General features: G+C 59.9%; 19 protein-coding genes and 1 tRNA gene. 11 read left to right on the top strand and 9 right to left on the bottom strand.

All coding sequences use genetic code 11. The annotated features are described in order from the left end of the window. Positions 1–418 precede the first annotated feature (418 nt). From IF199_RS12955 to IF199_RS12935, 5 genes are all read left to right on the top strand, one after another. On the top strand, positions 419–604 hold the full coding sequence (locus tag IF199_RS12955) for a DUF1843 domain-containing protein (RefSeq protein ID WP_085708738.1): 186 nt from the start codon (positions 419–421) through the stop codon (positions 602–604). A 34-nt stretch (positions 605–638) separates the two neighbouring features. Next, the gene (locus IF199_RS12950) at positions 639–1,271 is read left to right on the top strand and encodes a DUF1842 domain-containing protein (protein WP_085708430.1); all 633 of its coding nucleotides are present in this window, start codon (positions 639–641) and stop codon (positions 1,269–1,271) included. A gap of 42 nt (positions 1,272–1,313) precedes the next feature. Then, the gene (locus IF199_RS12945) at positions 1,314–1,892 is read left to right on the top strand and encodes a DUF1842 domain-containing protein (RefSeq protein ID WP_192560645.1); all 579 of its coding nucleotides are present in this window, start codon (positions 1,314–1,316) and stop codon (positions 1,890–1,892) included. Positions 1,893–1,995: 103 nt separating this feature from the next. Beyond that, complete coding sequence (locus IF199_RS12940; RefSeq protein WP_192560644.1) at positions 1,996–3,459, top strand: GDL motif peptide-associated radical SAM/SPASM maturase; 1,464 nt, start codon at positions 1,996–1,998, stop codon at positions 3,457–3,459. Positions 3,460–3,660: 201 nt separating this feature from the next. Further along, positions 3,661–3,735: transfer RNA gene (locus IF199_RS12935), tRNA-Gln, on the top strand. Positions 3,736–3,785: 50 nt separating this feature from the next. Here IF199_RS12935 and IF199_RS12930 read toward each other — a convergent pair. The 3 genes from IF199_RS12930 to IF199_RS12920 all read right to left on the bottom strand — a co-directional run bounded on the left by IF199_RS12930 (position 3,786) and on the right by IF199_RS12920 (position 5,406). Then, positions 3,786–4,178: a DUF1801 domain-containing protein gene (locus IF199_RS12930; RefSeq protein ID WP_192560643.1), complete on the bottom strand. Its 393-nt coding sequence runs from the start codon at positions 4,176–4,178 to the stop codon at positions 3,786–3,788. A gap of 155 nt (positions 4,179–4,333) precedes the next feature. Then, on the bottom strand, positions 4,334–4,675 hold the full coding sequence (locus IF199_RS12925) for a hypothetical protein (RefSeq protein ID WP_096821644.1): 342 nt from the start codon (positions 4,673–4,675) through the stop codon (positions 4,334–4,336). A gap of 86 nt (positions 4,676–4,761) precedes the next feature. Beyond that, complete coding sequence (locus tag IF199_RS12920; RefSeq protein WP_192560642.1) at positions 4,762–5,406, bottom strand: ATPase; 645 nt, start codon at positions 5,404–5,406, stop codon at positions 4,762–4,764. A gap of 164 nt (positions 5,407–5,570) precedes the next feature. Here IF199_RS12920 and IF199_RS12915 point away from each other — a divergent pair, with 164 nt between their 5' ends. From IF199_RS12915 to IF199_RS12905, 3 genes are all read left to right on the top strand, one after another. Beyond that, the gene (locus tag IF199_RS12915; RefSeq protein WP_192560641.1) at positions 5,571–5,804 is read left to right on the top strand and encodes a hypothetical protein; all 234 of its coding nucleotides are present in this window, start codon (positions 5,571–5,573) and stop codon (positions 5,802–5,804) included. An 87-nt stretch (positions 5,805–5,891) separates the two neighbouring features. Further along, positions 5,892–6,923 carry an NADPH-dependent aldehyde reductase Ahr gene (ahr, locus tag IF199_RS12910; protein ID WP_192560640.1) on the top strand — a complete coding sequence of 344 codons (1,032 nt, stop codon included), beginning with the start codon at positions 5,892–5,894 and terminating at the stop codon, positions 6,921–6,923. A gap of 130 nt (positions 6,924–7,053) precedes the next feature. Beyond that, positions 7,054–8,496, top strand: a complete 1,443-nt coding sequence (locus tag IF199_RS12905) for a YdgH/BhsA/McbA family protein (protein WP_192560639.1) — start codon at positions 7,054–7,056, stop codon at positions 8,494–8,496. Between the two features lie 30 nt (positions 8,497–8,526). Here IF199_RS12905 and IF199_RS12900 read toward each other — a convergent pair whose 3' ends face one another. From IF199_RS12900 to IF199_RS12880, 5 genes are all read right to left on the bottom strand, one after another. Then, the gene (locus IF199_RS12900; protein WP_192560638.1) at positions 8,527–9,291 is read right to left on the bottom strand and encodes an ABC transporter permease; all 765 of its coding nucleotides are present in this window, start codon (positions 9,289–9,291) and stop codon (positions 8,527–8,529) included. Further along, positions 9,288–10,490 (bottom strand): ABC transporter substrate-binding protein, encoded by a 1,203-nt coding sequence (locus IF199_RS12895; protein WP_192560637.1) that lies wholly within the window; start codon positions 10,488–10,490, stop codon positions 9,288–9,290. Before IF199_RS12895 ends, IF199_RS12900 begins: the two co-directional genes overlap by 4 nt. Further along, complete coding sequence (locus IF199_RS12890; RefSeq protein WP_192560636.1) at positions 10,456–11,298, bottom strand: ABC transporter ATP-binding protein; 843 nt, start codon at positions 11,296–11,298, stop codon at positions 10,456–10,458. Before IF199_RS12890 ends, IF199_RS12895 begins: the two co-directional genes overlap by 35 nt. Further along, positions 11,295–12,365 carry an acyl-CoA dehydrogenase family protein gene (locus IF199_RS12885; RefSeq protein ID WP_192560635.1) on the bottom strand — a complete coding sequence of 357 codons (1,071 nt, stop codon included), beginning with the start codon at positions 12,363–12,365 and terminating at the stop codon, positions 11,295–11,297. The genes IF199_RS12890 and IF199_RS12885 overlap by 4 nt, the downstream gene beginning before the upstream one ends. Positions 12,366–12,427: 62 nt before the next feature. Beyond that, the gene (locus IF199_RS12880) at positions 12,428–12,973 is read right to left on the bottom strand and encodes a carboxymuconolactone decarboxylase family protein (RefSeq protein ID WP_096821635.1); all 546 of its coding nucleotides are present in this window, start codon (positions 12,971–12,973) and stop codon (positions 12,428–12,430) included. Between the two features lie 104 nt (positions 12,974–13,077). On the opposite strand from IF199_RS12880, the gene IF199_RS12875 reads away from it, so the two are divergent. The 3 genes from IF199_RS12875 (at position 13,078) to IF199_RS12865 (ending at position 14,900) form a co-directional block, all read left to right on the top strand. Next, positions 13,078–13,989: an AraC family transcriptional regulator gene (locus IF199_RS12875; RefSeq protein WP_096821634.1), complete on the top strand. Its 912-nt coding sequence runs from the start codon at positions 13,078–13,080 to the stop codon at positions 13,987–13,989. A gap of 105 nt (positions 13,990–14,094) precedes the next feature. Next, on the top strand, positions 14,095–14,256 hold the full coding sequence (locus tag IF199_RS12870) for a hypothetical protein (protein ID WP_192560634.1): 162 nt from the start codon (positions 14,095–14,097) through the stop codon (positions 14,254–14,256). A gap of 53 nt (positions 14,257–14,309) precedes the next feature. Then, positions 14,310–14,900, top strand: a complete 591-nt coding sequence (locus IF199_RS12865) for a helix-turn-helix domain-containing protein (protein WP_173861382.1) — start codon at positions 14,310–14,312, stop codon at positions 14,898–14,900. 81 nt (positions 14,901–14,981) lie between these two features. Here the strand turns inward: IF199_RS12865 and IF199_RS30360 are convergent, their stop codons facing one another. Continuing rightward, positions 14,982–15,491, bottom strand: coding sequence for a hypothetical protein (locus IF199_RS30360; protein ID WP_244142466.1), 510 nt, complete (start codon positions 15,489–15,491; stop codon positions 14,982–14,984). Between the last annotated feature and the right edge of the window lie 375 nt (positions 15,492–15,866).

Genomic DNA, 15,866 nt, shown 5'->3' with positions numbered 1-15,866 from the left:
GGCAAACATCTCTCGATGGGCGCCATCAGCCGCACTGGAAGAAAAATCAGGGATGGTTTTTGTGGTTGCGGGTTATTACGACCTATCCCTGTGTTTCGTTGCTTTCTATCAAGGACAGAAAGATGACCAACGTACAGGTGAACTCCCCCCCTTTGCCGCTCCGGCAAACCTCATTACTGACGCCCGCCGCGAGGCCTGACGGTTTTGGCTGACGACGCCTGCGCGTGAGTCGAGACAGACACTTCGAACCCGCGCGAATCAACTGACCCGCTCCACCGGATCCAGACGGATCAGGCGTTCACGTAGCCGGGAACCACTGTCGCCAGTCGTTCTTGCCGTTGGCTGTCGCCTGCCTGTCAGGGAAGGCTCCCCTCGCCTGAAGGGGACGTTTGGCAACCACCACGAGGAAACCCTCGATATGACTGGCTCAAAACACAACATGCCGCCTTACGGCGTCGCCATCCAGAGCGCTATCACGGGAGGCGATCTGCAACAGATGAAGACTTTGTTGAAACAGCGCGATTCGACGAAGCCGGAAGCGAAAGAGCTGCAAACCGCGTACGAAAAACTGGCCAAAGAAGTTTCCCGTCTGGAAAAACACTAAGGCCATTTCCCACATTGCAATGGAGGCAATTCACATGTCTGGTTCAGTTCAGCAACAAAATGTCGGCTTGTTCCCCGTGAGCTATCGGATCGGTACGGGTCAGCCGGGGGCGCAAAGCCTTGCGCTCAACCTGCTGGTTTCCACACCGCAGCATGAAGTCAGCGGCACCTCCGCCATCACTCAGGCAACCAACCCTCCGCTGGATATCGATTCGGATGTCTGGGGCGAATACACCTACCTGACGGTCATGAAGCCCGGTGTCAGTAAAATCCTGATCACCGCCGAGGGCAATGAAGGTGGCCCCGGCTCCAACTCCATCGTGAACTTCAAGATTCAACTGGTGGTCGGCACCGACTGGCGTGAAGGCGTGGCCAATTACGAGTATTTCGACGGGCAACGCTGGCACGAATTGAACAACGTGCCGGCCCATCTGGTCGAGGTGCCCTCGAATGTCTTCCAGCCGTTCCATCCGGGCCCGGTGATTCTTCCGCATCCGCCGATCCTGCCGCTGTATGCCGCGCCGATCCAGAGCGCCATCGCCAGTGGCGACCTGGCCCAGATGAAAAACCTGGCGAAGCTCGCCCAGCAGCAACTGGATCAGCAACCCCAACTGCAAAAGGCACTGGACGCCGCCAAGAGCGAAATCAGCAAGCTGCAGGCCCGCTGATTCGACCACTGAGTCCGCCATTCACTTAAGGGAGTAAGCACCATGTCGATTGGACTTTTTCATACCCGCCTCATCGCCAGCAACTCACTGCTCGGCGCACCGGTTCTGACCCTCGACCTCGTGGTCGATACCGTGCGTAAAAAAGTCAGCGGCGCTGCCAGCGTCTTTCAAAGCACCTGGCCACCGGTCAATTTCCATGCCCGGGTCTGGGGCGATTATTCCGAGGCACGGCTGACCCCATCGACCGAGAATTACATCATTCTCACCCTCGATGGCAGCCCGAGCGGTCCGCTGAGTCAGATTGCGCAGACCTTCAGCCTCAAGGGCATCCTCGACGACTGGACCAGCGGCTTTGTCGATTACCGTTACAACGAGGGAGGCCAGTGGCATTACGTGAGGCACGTTGCTGTGCATCAGGCGCCGACCATCGAGCCGCAACCGCACGAGCGTCACTTCCAGCCGCTGTATGCCGTGGCCGTGCAGCAAGCGCAAACCAGCGGTGATCTGGCGCAGTTGAAAACCGTGGTGCAACAGGGTGAACAGCAAGTGGCCCACCAGGGAGCATTGCGCAGTGCCCTTGAGCATCTGAACGCAGAAATCGCGCGTCTGGAAGCACGCTAAACCGCACGCCCCGGGCGAGGTCACTGCTGGCCTCGCCCGGTCTTGCGGCGAATCGAGATCAGTCCAATCGTGCCGCGCACAGGACCGTGCGCAAGGATCTCCCATGACAGACATCCGCCCTGCCCGCTACCTCAATGACACCGATCTCAAACGCTACGTGCCGGTGCACGTGGTCTGGGAAATCACCCTGGCCTGCGACCTCAAATGCCTGCATTGCGGCTCACGCGCAGGGCATCGACGCCCCGATGAACTGAACACCCGTGAATGCCTTGATGTGATCGACTCCCTCGCCGCACTCGGCACCCGCGAGATCACTTTGATCGGCGGCGAAGCCTATTTGCGTAAGGACTGGACGCAACTGATCCAGGCCATCCACGACCACGGCATGTACTGCGCGATCCAGACCGGCGGACGCAACCTGACACCGGCGAAGATGCAGGCGGCGGTTGATGCGGGCCTCAACGGGGTCGGGATTTCTCTGGATGGGCTCGCACCATTGCACGACCAGGTGCGCAACGTCCCCGGCTCCTTCGACAAGGCGGTCGACACCCTGCGCCGGGCCAAGGCGTCCGGGCTGGCCGTCAGCGTCAACACCCAGATCGGCGCGGCTACGTTGCCTGATTTGCCGGAGCTGATGGACACGATCATCGAACTCGGCGCCACCCATTGGCAGATCCAGATCACCGTGGCCATGGGCAATGCGGTGGATCACCCGGAACTGCTGCTGCAACCCTATCAATTGCTGGAAGTGATGCCGCTGCTCGCGCGGTTGTACCGCGAAGGCGTGGATCGCGGCCTGCTGATGAACGTCGGCAACAACATCGGCTATTACGGTCCTTACGAACATTTGTGGCGTGGCTTCGGTGACGAGCGCGTGCACTGGAGCGGCTGCGCGGCGGGTCAGACCGTACTGGCGCTCGAAGCCGACGGCACGGTGAAAGGCTGCCCGTCACTGGCGACCGTCGGTTTCTCCGGCGGCAACGTGCGCAACATGAGCCTGCACGATATCTGGCATTACAGCGAAGGCATCCACTTCGGTCGCCTGCGCTCGGTCGACGACCTGTGGGGCTACTGTCGCAGTTGCTATTACAACGATGTCTGCCGGGGCGGCTGCACCTGGACTTCGCACTCATTGCTGGGCAAACCCGGCAACAACCCGTACTGCCATTACCGCACCCTGGAACTGCAAAAACGCGGACTGCGCGAGCGTATCGTCAAGATTGAAGACGCGGCGCAGCGTTCCTTCGCCGTCGGACGCTTTGACCTGATCACCGAACGCATCGACACCGGCGAGCACGTCAGCAGCGTCAGTGACAGCGGCCAGGTGATCAAACTCGCCTGGATCAATCAAGGCCAGAAATCCCCGGAGGAAGGACGCATCCCCGTGCAACTGGCGCTGTGCCGCAGCTGCCTGCAATACATCCACCCACACGAATCGATCTGCCCACACTGCCACGCCGACGTCGCGGCCGCCGAGGCTCGGCACCAGACGGACCGAGCCCGTCAGCAGGCGATCATGAACACATTGACGGGGTTGCTGGGGGTGGCGCCGAGTACTTTGGTATGAAATCGGGTTCAAGCGCCCGCAGGATTCGGGCGCTTGGCCCCCTCAGGCGTCTTGAAAATCCGGCCGTTTCAACCGCTCCGGGAAATAAGTAGCTGTTTTCCATGAAATTTATTTGCTTCAGGGGTTCCCAGAACGCAAGAGCGCTGGTAAAGTGCCGCCCACTGTTGCAGAGGTCCTCTCGGGACTGAAACCAATAGCTACAGGGGCGTCGCCAAGCGGTAAGGCAGCAGGTTTTGATCCTGCCATGCGTTGGTTCGAATCCAGCCGCCCCTGCCATTTTTTCCTCGTTTCACCCTCCCCCGCTTCACCTCTGCCTCAACGGCAAATCATTTTTTTGTATTCAACGTAATCGCCGAACGCACCAGCGCTTTCAATGCCTTTGCATCTATTTTGTCGTCCTCGTGAACATCAATCGCCCGCCGGGTATTGCCCTCCAGACTGGCATTGAACAGTCCCGACGGATCCTCCAGCGCCGCGCCTTTGGCAAACGTCATTTTCACCACGGCCTTGTAGGTTTCCCCGGTGCAAATGATGCCGTTGTGTGACCAGACCGGAACGCCCCGCCACTTCCACTCCTCGACGACCTGCGGGTCCGCCTCGTGAATGATCGCGCGGATCTCGGCCAGTTTCTGGCCACGCCAGTCGTTCAGTTCCTGGATTCTTGCGTCGATCAGTGCAGAAGGCTGTTCAGCCGCAGAGTCGCTGCTGTCTTTCTTCATCTCCTTACTCTCCCGAAAAACCTTATCCGCTCTCCAGCGTAGCGCCGACTGCGCCAAACGCCGGGCAAAAAAAAGCCCCGCAAGATGCGGGGCAAAGGAATTGGTTGGTTGCGGCCAACCAAAGGAGCATCGTCAAAAGCGTTAACCGTCAGGCGTCACAGGCACTCCTGGGCAGCCCGTTCAAAACTCGACGGTGTGAAACTTGAAGCCAGCAAGTGGCGCTCGTACAAAAACACCTTGCCGCCGTCCTGCGCCTTGTAGGCTTCCAGCACGTTGTCCGCCGACACTTTGCTCGGCACCACGATCCGGTAGCTGCGCTGGGTCTGCGAGACCGTCGGGTTCATCGCACCGTGCTGCAATTTCGGCACAACGCATTCGGCGTATTGGGCGGGCGTCTTGTGGGTCTGCAAGGTCAGCGTCGGGTCGTTCGGTGCGGAGGCGCAAGCAGTCAGCAACAAAGTGGCAGACGCCATGGCAGGGATAAAAAAGGCACGCATGGATAAAATCCTGAAAATAAACGGTTCGGTTCTCAAGCAACGTTCAGCGTCACGGGCGCTGCCGTTGCGATTTTTGATTTGGGTGTTCAGCCAGCACTCACCAGGGCCTTGAGCGAGTCATCGAACTGCTTCAGGGCGCTGAATTGCAGATCCCGTTGCTGTTCAATCTGCGCTGCAATCTCGGGCGCTGCCTTGTTGTGGACCCACACCGAAGGCATCTGCTTTTGCACTGCGCCTTCCGCCTTGCCGATGTATTGCAGGTTGGCGTCGTAGAAGCGTGCGGCGAACCGTGCTTCGACCTGGCTGTTGCGTTGCGTCAGCAAACGGTTGTGGGTGTCGAGCATCACCACCACATCCGGATGGGCTTGCACCAATGAATCGAGGTTGTCGTAGACGGTCACCGAGAGAAATTGCTGCTGCAGCGAACTCATCAACCAGTCGATGGCCAGTTCCGGATCGGAGCTGTTGACGAAGGCGTCGCGGATCCGCGCATCGAGCGCATCCTTGGCACCATTCACCGCCACGTCGTGATAACGCTCCAGGTATTGCTGGTTCTCCAGCGTATTTTCGCTGTACAGCACACCCACGGTTTGCGAATGCTGCAGCCCGCTGCTGGCACCGGCGATGGGCAGAAAATGGCACGTACCGGCGTCGCTTGCGTAAGTCGGTGCGGTCACGGCCACCCCGCCCATCAGCAGGGCGACTACAGCCAGTCGGGTCAATGTCTTCATCGCGCAAATTCCTTCAGCAGCGTCTTCGATGGAGGCGATTTTCCGCCTGTCGGCCGCAAAGCAGAACTTGCGTTTCTTGATGGTCACTATTACTTGAACCAATAGTTGCGCAGCGTGCAGACTGCTGCACACTCGATCACAACGAAAACAAATGAGGATTATCCGTGCGAACCTTTGATTTGATCCGCGATGCCGTGCTGCCCGAATTCCGCGACCGGGTGGCCGAATACCTCGTCGAATACGAAACCGTGCTGGGCCAGTCAGCGGACGATTCGGAGTCGGTGCGGGCCGTCGCCAATCAATTGCGCGGCTATCTGCGCGGGCTCAATACCACGCGAGTGCTGGGCATGGCGGACTGGGAAGAACTGGACCGACGCGTGCTCGCCACCTGGCTCTAGCGATCGCCCGATGACCCGCTAGACTCTTCAGGCTGCGCCCGCAGCACCGGGCCGCCATGGCCCTGTCGCCAGACCTGGAGGTGTCCAATGAGCAATAACACCGAACCGACGACGTTTACCGGTTGGGCCGCCACATCGGCCGGCGCACCACTGGAGCGCTACAGTTACGATCCCGGTCCGCTCGGGGATGAAGAAGTCGAAGTCGCCGTGGAATATTGCGGCGTCTGTCACTCCGACCAGTCGCTGATCGACAACGACTGGGGCATCAGCCAGTACCCGTTCATTCCCGGTCACGAAGTGGTTGGCCGCATCGTGCGTGCAGGCCCGCAGGTCCGCGGCCTCGAAGTCGGCCAACGGGTCGGCATCGGCTGGTACAAGAGCAGCTGCATGCATTGCTCGTCCTGCATCGGCGGTTCCCATCACCTTTGCCCGACCGCCAAACCCACGATCATCGGCAGCCACGGCGGTTTCGCCGATCGACTGCGTACTCACTGGGCCTGGGCGCTGAAGCTCCCGGACAACATCGACCCTGCCCTCGCCGGCCCGCTGTTCTGCGCAGGCTCCACGGTGTTCAACCCACTGGTGGAATTTGGCATCAAACCCACTGACCGGGTCGGTGTCGTCGGGATCGGCGGCCTCGGTCACCTGGCGCTGCGTTTCCTCAATGCCTGGGGTTGCGACGTCACGGCATTCACCTCGTCACTGAGCAAACAGGACGAAGCCAAGCGCCTCGGCGCCCACAAGGTCGTCGCCTCCACCGACAGCAATGCCTTGAAAGCGATTGCCGGTACTCTGGATTTCCTGCTGATCACCGCCAACGCCAACCTCGACTGGACGGCAATGCTCGCCACCCTGCGCGGCAAAGGCCGGCTGCACTTCGTCGGTATCGTGCCCGACGCAATTCCGGTGCACGTGTTCAATCTGATTCCTCAACAGAAATCCTTGTCTGCCTCCCCAGTAGGCTCGCCTGCCACGGCGGCGACCATGCTGGAGTTCTGCGCGCGGCATCAGATCCTGCCGCAGGTTGAGGAATTTCCGATGAGCCGGGTCAACGAAGCCATCGATCATTTGCGCAGTGGCAAGGCGCGGTATCGGATTGTGTTGAACGCCAGCCAGTAAGAAACAAACAGCAAACTAGCCTCTCACCTGTTCCAGACCTGCTGACTGGAACAGGTGATCGCTGGCCGGCATCTGTGATGGCAAGGGATAATGCTAATATGCCATCATTTTAATTCTCAGCAGATTCCGCATGGACGCCACGATTTATCATCTCAAACGGTTATCCCCGATTTTTCTGGTTGTCGCACTGTCCGGTTGCCAGTCGCTCTATGGCATAGACACAACCCCCAAGCCGCCTCCGATTGCGTTCAAAATCTTCGATGAAGCCTTGAAGGTAACGCCTGCCCCCGACTCGATCGTGCGTGAGGCCGACATCGTCACTTACCTGGTGAAGCCTCCCATTGAGGGAAAGCGGTATTACCTCGTGCGATTTGATGGGGACTGCCATCGACCGGATGCGCAGATGGCCTACATGACCAACTCCGGTGGCGTGGTTCTCACGACCGAACGCCGGGGTGCCAGCGATCGCAGACAGCTGCCAGACAAACAAAAGAAACAATTCCTGCAAAGCGCTCAATTCAAAGACGTGTGCGCCCGAACCGCAACGCCGCAATGGCGAGTGATTTCGGCCGCCGAAGATCAGGTCTGGCAAATGATCGACCAGGCCAACCTGAAAGCAGACGGACATTCAGTGACGTTCTGGTCAGCCCGGGTGCTTCCCGCCGAGACACTCACGGCGGACAAGGTTTCCTTGTATTCACAGGTGAGGCAACGCTGGACAGCTGACTGTGTCTCACAGCAACTCACGGCGCTCAGCACCTTCTCGCTCAGCAAAAAAGGCAATGTGCTTGAGGGGGAGTTGAAGGCTGCACGCGAACCGGTTGACCTGAAAAATCTCGACGATGATCAGCGCCGGATCTTTCAGCAAGTCTGCACCAGGCCGCTGGCGCTGGATCAGCTCAGACTTTTCACCGGCCGCGAGCTGAAGCCCTTTGTGTTGCCGGAGCCCGAGCTGGCGCCAACCGTCAAGCAGGCCATCGAAGCCTTGAAGATGCCCGAGCCGGAAAAAAGCGTCGCTCGTCTGCGACAGTCAACGGTCATTACTTCCCAAGGCCAGCCAAGCGAGCCGCCACGCATGGGGCCGATGAATAAATTCCTTCCGGCCAGGGCGGGCAGCCAACTGACCGAACGTTCAGGCTTCGATCTGCATCAGTCGGTCGAATTGAGTTTTCGCGGATTGATCCCCCTCGCCAAATCCACGTTTGCTTATAAAAGACCTCTGGAAACAGAGGAAGAAGGCCTCACCGATCTCAGGTTCACCGGCGACTGGGCGACCATGCCGCTCGGCGCGCATCTGAGTTACACGATTCAAAGGCCTCACAAGTGGTACGAGGAGCCCAAACCGCTGATCGAAAAACAGTTCAACTGCGACGTCAAGGAACAAAAGGCTGCCAACGAGATTTATCCGTCCTGGACCGGTACTGCCAAAATCATCGGTTGCACTGGCGCAAACGACATCATCGGTGACGGCACGATCACCTACGCGTATCTGCAGACTTACGGACTGTTTGTACCCCTTCACTTCTCCGGAAAAGGCTGGGAGAAAAAATGGTCCCTCAAGGTCTTTGAGTGATCGGTCCCGGCCTGAGCAGCCATTCGATGTTCAGGCCGGTGCCCAGCGCCGGTGCAGTCCTCGAGCCAGCGCATCAAGGGCAAATCCGAGTACACCGATCAACAGCACCATCGCCATCAATTCCGAGTACGCCAGCCGATCCCGCGTGTCGAGGATGAAGTAGCCCAGCCCTGCGCTGACACCAAGCATTTCGCACGGCACCAGCACGATCCACAGAATCCCGATCGACAGCCGAACCCCGGTCAACACGTGACCGAGCACGCCAGGCAGGATGACTTTGCGCAAGGTTTCCCAGCGTGTGGCACTGAGGCTGCGGCTCAATTGCAGCCAGCGTGGATCGAGCTGGCGTACCCCGGCGGCGGTGTTCAGCAGGATCGGCCAGATCGCGGCGAAGGTCAGCAGGAAATAGATCGGCTGATCGCCCACGCCCATCAGCATGACCACCACCGGCATCCACGACAACGGCGAGATCATTCGCAAGAACTGAAAGGCAGGTGTGGTCGCCGATTCGAGATGCCGGTAGCTGCCGATCATCAGCCCCAGCGGCACGCCAATCAGCAAGGCCAGCAGCAAGCCGACCACGATCCGTTTCAGGCTGACCAGCACATGTTCGTAGAGCTCGGCCCGCCCCAATAACTCAACGAGGCTGACCAACGTCGCCTGCGGCGAAAACCGCGCCGCCAGACCATCGCCTCCACCGGCCAGATGCACACCCAGCCACCACAGCAATAACAACCCCAGCAATCCTGCCGCGCCCAACAACCCGTGGACGATGGGTGAACTCGACTTGCTCATCGGAGACTGAACTCCTCGCTGCGCTCAAAGCCTTCGGGCAAGCCGAACGCCTTCATCCCGCCGACCGCTGCAATGGCGTTGCGCACGAAGCGGTCGTCCACCAGATCCTTGGCTGTGTGCTGCGGGTCGAGGCTGGCGAGGAAGCCTTTGTCGCCCTCGATCAGCGTGTCCTTGAGGCGTTTGACCAGTTCTTCGGTGTAGCTGGGGAACGGGTACGGCTGGAAGTCGATGCGCTGCTCGTCCCAATGGCTGTGCTGGATTGCGCCGCTGACCAGGTATTGCTCGCGATCTGCGGCGGCCGGCGCCAGTACGCGGTTCAACACGGTCTGGGCATGGGGCGTGTAGCGGTTGTCGCCGTCCCTGGATAACAGCTTCGCGGCCTCGGCGCGGTTGTCGCGGGTCCAGAGTTGCGCCTTGACGATGGCGTTGACCACTTTCTGCGACCACTCGGGGCGGTTGTTCAGATCCTGCTCGTGCATGAACACCACGCAGCAAGCGTGATTGCGCCAGACGTCGCCGGTAAAACGCTGCACCCGCCCGACCTTGAGTTCTTCGGCCAACGCATTGAACGGCTCGGCGACGATGTAACCGGCGATGCGTTTGCCGGCCAGTGCCGGCGGCATGTCCGAGGGCGGCAATACCACCAGGTTGACCTCGTTGGCGGCCAGCGCGGCACTTGCCGGTTTGCTCACCGGCAGCAGTCCGTGATCGCGAAACAACTGCTGCACCACCACGTTGTGGATCGAATACCAGAACGGAATCGCCACCGTTTGCCCGGCCAACTGTTTGACCTCGGTGATCCCCTGGGCCACAGTCAGGCCGGAGCCGCCGACATGGTTCCAGGCCACGACCTTGGCCGGCACCTTACTGCCGTAGCGGGCCCAGACGGTCATTGGCGACAGCAGGTGAATCACGTTGACCTGCCCCGACAGGAACGCCTCGATCACCTGCGCCCAACTGCGTAACAGCACCGGGCGCTCGGCCTGGATGCCTTCGGCTTCGAACAGCCCGTTGTTGTGCGCCACCAGCAATGGCGTGGCGTCGGTGATCGGCAGGTAGCCGATGCGCACCGGCGCGTTCGGCTCCGACGCAGCGCGGGCATTGAGGCTGTTGAGCAGCGGCAGAGCGCCGCCTGCGGTCAGTAAGGCGCTGAGTTTGAGGAAGTCACGACGTGTGTGAGTGAAGTCGTCCAGGCACATGATCAATCTCCGACGGTTCGGGCAAAGGTGGGGTAAGTGGATTGCGGCTCGCCCGCCGAAGGGTTTTGAGGATATCGATACGCAGCGCACCCAGTTCGTCCACCAGCTCGGCGCGGGGCTGAGGCAGGTCGACGCGCCATTCGCCGAGGATCCGCGCCGGGCTGTTACCCAGTAGCAGAATCCGCTCGGAAAGCAGCAGGGCTTCGTCAATGTCGTGAGTGATCAGCAGCGCTGCAGTGTTGTGCTCGGCGATCAGTTGCAGCAACAGCTGTTGCATGTCGGCGCGGGTGATTTCATCCAGCGCACCGAACGGTTCGTCGAGCAACAGAACTTGCGGCTGCCGTGCCAGGCACCGGGCCAGTGCGGTGCGCTGGGCCATGCCGCCGGACAACTGCGCCGGGTGAAACTGCCGGGCGTGTTCCAGGCCGACTGCGGCGATGGCGTGGTCGACCCGCGCCTTGCGTTGCTCGGCACTCAGGTGCGGTTGACGGGCGAAGTCGAGGCCGAACGCCACGTTCTTTTCCAGCGTCAGCCAGGGCAACAGGCTCGGATCCTGAAACGCCACCGCCACCCGTGGGTGGGGACCGCTCAGCGGTTCACCGAGCAGGCTGACGCTGCCGCGCTGCGCCGGTTGCAACCCCGCCAGCACCCGCAACAGACTGGATTTGCCGACGCCGCTGGGGCCGAGGATCGACACCACTTCACCCGGCTGCAACTGCAAGTTAAACGCCTCCAGCACCGTGTGCCAGCCTTCGGCGCGCGGATAGCCGAGACTGATGTCGCGGGCATGCAGCAACGGCTGAGTCATACCGCCGCTTCCCGCTTCTGCCGTTGCAGTTCGGCGCGCAATTGCACCAGGCTCGGCGTGACGATCGGCACGAATGCCGACTCGCGCCAGCGCCGGGCGAACCCGCTGCCATGTTCGGTCAGATAGGCTTTGCCGCCACTGGCCTGCAACTCCAGTTGCACCGCGCTGGCCGCCGATTCGGCAAGGGCGATGCGCAGCTGGAACAACGCAGCGGGCCTTGCCAGGAAGCGGCCATCGAGCAGGCCCTGTTTGAGTTGTTCCACCGTGTGTTGCAACTGTTCGCGCTGTTCATGCAGCGGCTCCAGCAGGATCGAGCGACCGTCCTGCAAATGGCTTTGCACTTCGCTCAAGGCGCGCCGCGCCAGACCGATGGCCAGACCACATTGCAAGCCGAGAAACGCCGGACGCACCGCCGGCAAAAACGCCCGCGCATCGCCATGCAGCAACCACTCGCGACCGACCTGAACCTGGGCAAAATCGATGGCCGCCGTGTTGCTTGACTGCAAGCCCATCAGTTGCAGATCCGCCGAACGCAACACACCAGTGGCCTCGCCGGGAATCGCCAGCACAAACGGTGAGCCGCCCTCTTCGTGCTCAATCGCAGCGGCGACGACGAAGCCGCTTTTGCGCAGATTGGTCACCCAATGCAACCGGCCTCCGAGGCTCCAGCCGTTGCCTTCGGTGCGAGCGCGCACTTGCAGGGCCTCGATGCCCGAGAGGAATTTCATCGCGTTCGACAGCCCGGTCGCACCGGCCAGTTCGCCGCTGATCAACGAGGGCAACAGCCGCTCGCGCAGTGTCACGTTCGGGCTCTGCAGCAGGTATTCGATAAACGCCCGCTGGCCCCAGAACACAAAAGCCGCTGCCAGCGAATGACTGGCCACTTCGGCCAGCACTTCCACGGCGTCGTTGATGTCGCCGCCGCTGCCGCCCAATGACGGACTGATACCAACCCGCAGGACATCGGCCGCCGCCAGTTGCGTCAGCACTTGCTGCGGATCACTGTCGCCCAGGTCCAGGGCCTGGGCGTGGGTGTCCAGCCATTGACTCAATGCCGGATCGAGCATGTCGTTTCTCTCCTTGTACGCAGCGTCAACCATAGACCACGCTGCCTGAATCGATCCGCCGGTCACGCGCGGTACGGCGCCAGCTCCGGGTTGAGCGGCGTATCGGCGAACACGTTGGCGAAGTTGCACAGGGTCGCCAGGCTCACGCCGAGAATCACTTCCAGCGCGTTGCCTTCGGTGTAACCGGCGGCCTTGAACTGGTTGTAGGTCTGCTCACTGACGTTGCCACGGGTGGCGATCACTTCACGGGTGAACGCCGCCAGCGTCTCAAGCTTTTGCTCGGGAACGGTCGCCCGCTCACGCAATGCGCTGACCACTTCCTGTGGCAGTTTTGCCTTGTTCAGCGCGACGGCGGTATGACCTGCGACACAGAAATCGCATCCATGGTTAGTCGCTGCGATCAACTGCACCACTTCGCGCTCGGCCAGACTCAACTCGGCTTTGCCATTGAGCGCCGATACCGTAACGTAGGTTTCCAGCGCGGCCGGCGCGTTGGCCAGAACGGCCAGCAGGTTCGGAATGAACCCGGAATTCTTCTGCGCATTTTCAAGAAACGGCCGGGCCGCTTCGGGCGCGCTTTGCAAGGTGTGTAGCGTGACGCGTGACATGGGCTGGACTCCTGCTATTGGGGTGTCGGGCCAGTCTGTTGGTTATAAGAATTCCGATCCATATTCTAAAGTAGCGATTACTTGCTCCTGAGTGTTTCCATTAGATGATTTCGTCCAGCCCACTGGTTGATTGGTTATTAGAGAGCCTCGAACTCGACGCCAGCCTGTTCCATGTCGGCCGCTATTGCGGCGGCTGGCACGCCAGCACGCATGGCCTGGCGCGGGCCAGTTTTCACCTCATCGTTCAGGGCCATTGCTGGCTGCACATCGAGGGCGAGACTCAGGCCTTACGCCTGAATGCCGGCGATGCGGTGTTCCTGCTGCGCGACCTCAACTATCGGCTGTCCAGCGCTGAAGACTCAGGCATCGCGCAGACCTTGCCGCGCATGACCATGACGGCTCTGGACAGCCAGGCAGAGGATGGCGTCGGGCTGGTCTGTGGGTTCTTCCACTTCAAATCAGGGCTGTCGTCGCTGATCATCGAAGGCTTGCCGCACTGGATCGTCCTGCGAGCGGGGGATCCTTCTTCCAGTGCGGCGCGGGCCTTGTTCGAGTTGATCCTGGAAGAATGCGAACGCCAGCCGACGCCCTCTTCGGCGCTGCTGGAGCGGCTGAGTCACCTGCTGTTTCTGTATGTACTGCGCCAACAGATGGCCGACAACCCGTCACTCGGCGGACTGGTAGCGCTGGCGCGCAATCCGCAATTCGCGCCGCTGCTGGACCGACTGATCGAGCAACCGCAACTGCCGTGGTCGCTGGAAAGCATGGCGGCCTGCATCGGACTCTCGCGCTCGGCGTTCTTCAAACGCTTCAACGAACTCGCAGGCCAGTCGCCAGGGCAGGTACTGCTGGCGCTGCGCATCCGCCATGCCTGCCAGTTACTGAAGAACAATCACACGGTCGAGCAGGTTTGCGCTGCCGTGGGCTATCAGTCGATTGCCGCGTTCACACGGGCGTTTGCCAAGTCGGTGGGGGTGCAACCGGGGGCTTATCGCAAGCAGCATGAGGGGCGCTGAATAAATAACCTAAAAGAATTAATAAATACAAAATCAGTATTTATCGTTATAAAAATATCGGCGTACTCTCAGCTCATCCCGTCATTGATCACAGTGAAGTGCGCCATGAATCCAACCGACAACCTGATCGACTTCGCCGCCTACCGCAAACGCCGCCAAGCTCAGCAACGGGCCCGGGCCATGTGGGAAATGTATGCGCGCAACGCCGGCTACCAGGCTTTTCAGTGGGCGCAGGCCGCTCGTTCCGACGAGCCGCGTCAAGCGTGAACGCACGTGAACCCTCGCGCTTTCTGGCGAGCGCCGACGAACCCGTGCTGGATCTGAACAACCTCGAATCACTGGAAGAAGACCCGATCTGCGAGCGCGTCGCGCAGAACCTGCAACGCCTGCGTGGCAAGCGGCATCTGTCGCTGGATGCCCTCGCCCGCCAGTGCGGCGTGAGCCGGGCGATGCTGGCGCAGATCGAGTCCGGCCGCAGCGTGCCGTCGATCAAGGTGCTGTGCAAAATTGCCAAGGGTTTGAAAGTGTCGGTGGCGGCGTTTCTGGAGCACCGTGCGTTCGAAGGTGTGGCCGTGTTGTCGGCCAGTCAGAGCAAACGGCTGGTGAGTGCCAGCGGCGCATTTGTCAGTCGGGCGCTGTTTCCGTTCGATGTGGCGCGCCAATCGGAATTCTACGAATTACGCCTGAGCCCCCTGGGTGAGGATCACTCCGAGGGCCACGGCCCCGGTGTGCAGGAGAATCTGGTGGTGTCCCAGGGCGTGCTGGAGATCAGCGTCAACGACGAGCGTTATCTGCTGTCGACCGGTGACTCGATCCTGTTCTACGCCGACCAGCCGCACCGCTATCGCAATCCGGCTGACAGTGAGGCAGTGGCCTATCTGGTTGTCACCTACCCCGAACGTCTGGACTGAAAACCGTTTTCACCGAATTCCAGAAATGCAAAAGCCCCGGCAGCATCAAGCTGCGGGGGCTTTTTCATGCGCGGTCAGAAATCAGCAGGTGCAGCACATCATCGGCATGCCGTTGCAGCTCATCATCATCGGCATGCTGCAGTCGTTCATCATCTTCATCATCAGGGCGCAGCAGTTTTTCATCATGTCCATGTTCATGCCCGGCATCGGCATGATTTTGCACATCATGCAGTCGGCCATCATGGTGCATTCCATCACGCACTTCATCGAAGGCATCGGCATGCCCATCATCGGCATCGGCATCATCATGTTCATCATCGGCATGGCCATGGCCGCCTGGGACATGCACATCATGCTCATGTTGCCGCAATGCATCATCATCGGCATGCCGCAGTCCATCATCATCTGCATCATTTCGCAGCTGTTCTTGAACATCGCCATGTCCATGCCAGCGGCCGGCATCATCTTGCACATCATGCCGTCGTCCATCATTTCGCAGGACATGGTCGCCATCATCATCGGCATGCCGGTCATCGGCATCATCGGCATGTTGGCGTTCATCGGCATTTGCATCTGCATGGCGTTCATCATGGTGGAGCTCCCTGAGGATTAAGAACTGGATGAGAAGTTGATGGAGCGGATTCTAAGGATTGGCCAAACCGGAACAAGCTGCCCATCGAGCAGCAAAAAGTGCTGTTCAAACGCTTCAAGTGCAGCATTCCGTGCGCCTTGAACCGTTGAAGCAGCAGAGTAGACGCAATGACAGATCTATCAAATGCAAGAACAGGTTTTTCAACGTCCTGGATATGCGATCCAAAACCAAGCAAATAACTTAAAGAAATAATCGTTCTAACCAGCAGGAATTATTTTCACGCCATCTGCTTATTCCATTAGTTAACGACCGATCCACTTTTTAATCTTTTATTGCTATTACCACCGCCACCTATAATTCGGGACAGTTCTTAA

It is taken from the genome of Pseudomonas allokribbensis (assembly GCF_014863605.1).
GTDB classification, from domain to species: Bacteria; Pseudomonadota; Gammaproteobacteria; order Pseudomonadales; family Pseudomonadaceae; genus Aquipseudomonas; species Aquipseudomonas allokribbensis.
This window is presented reverse-complemented; position numbering and strand designations above follow the sequence as displayed.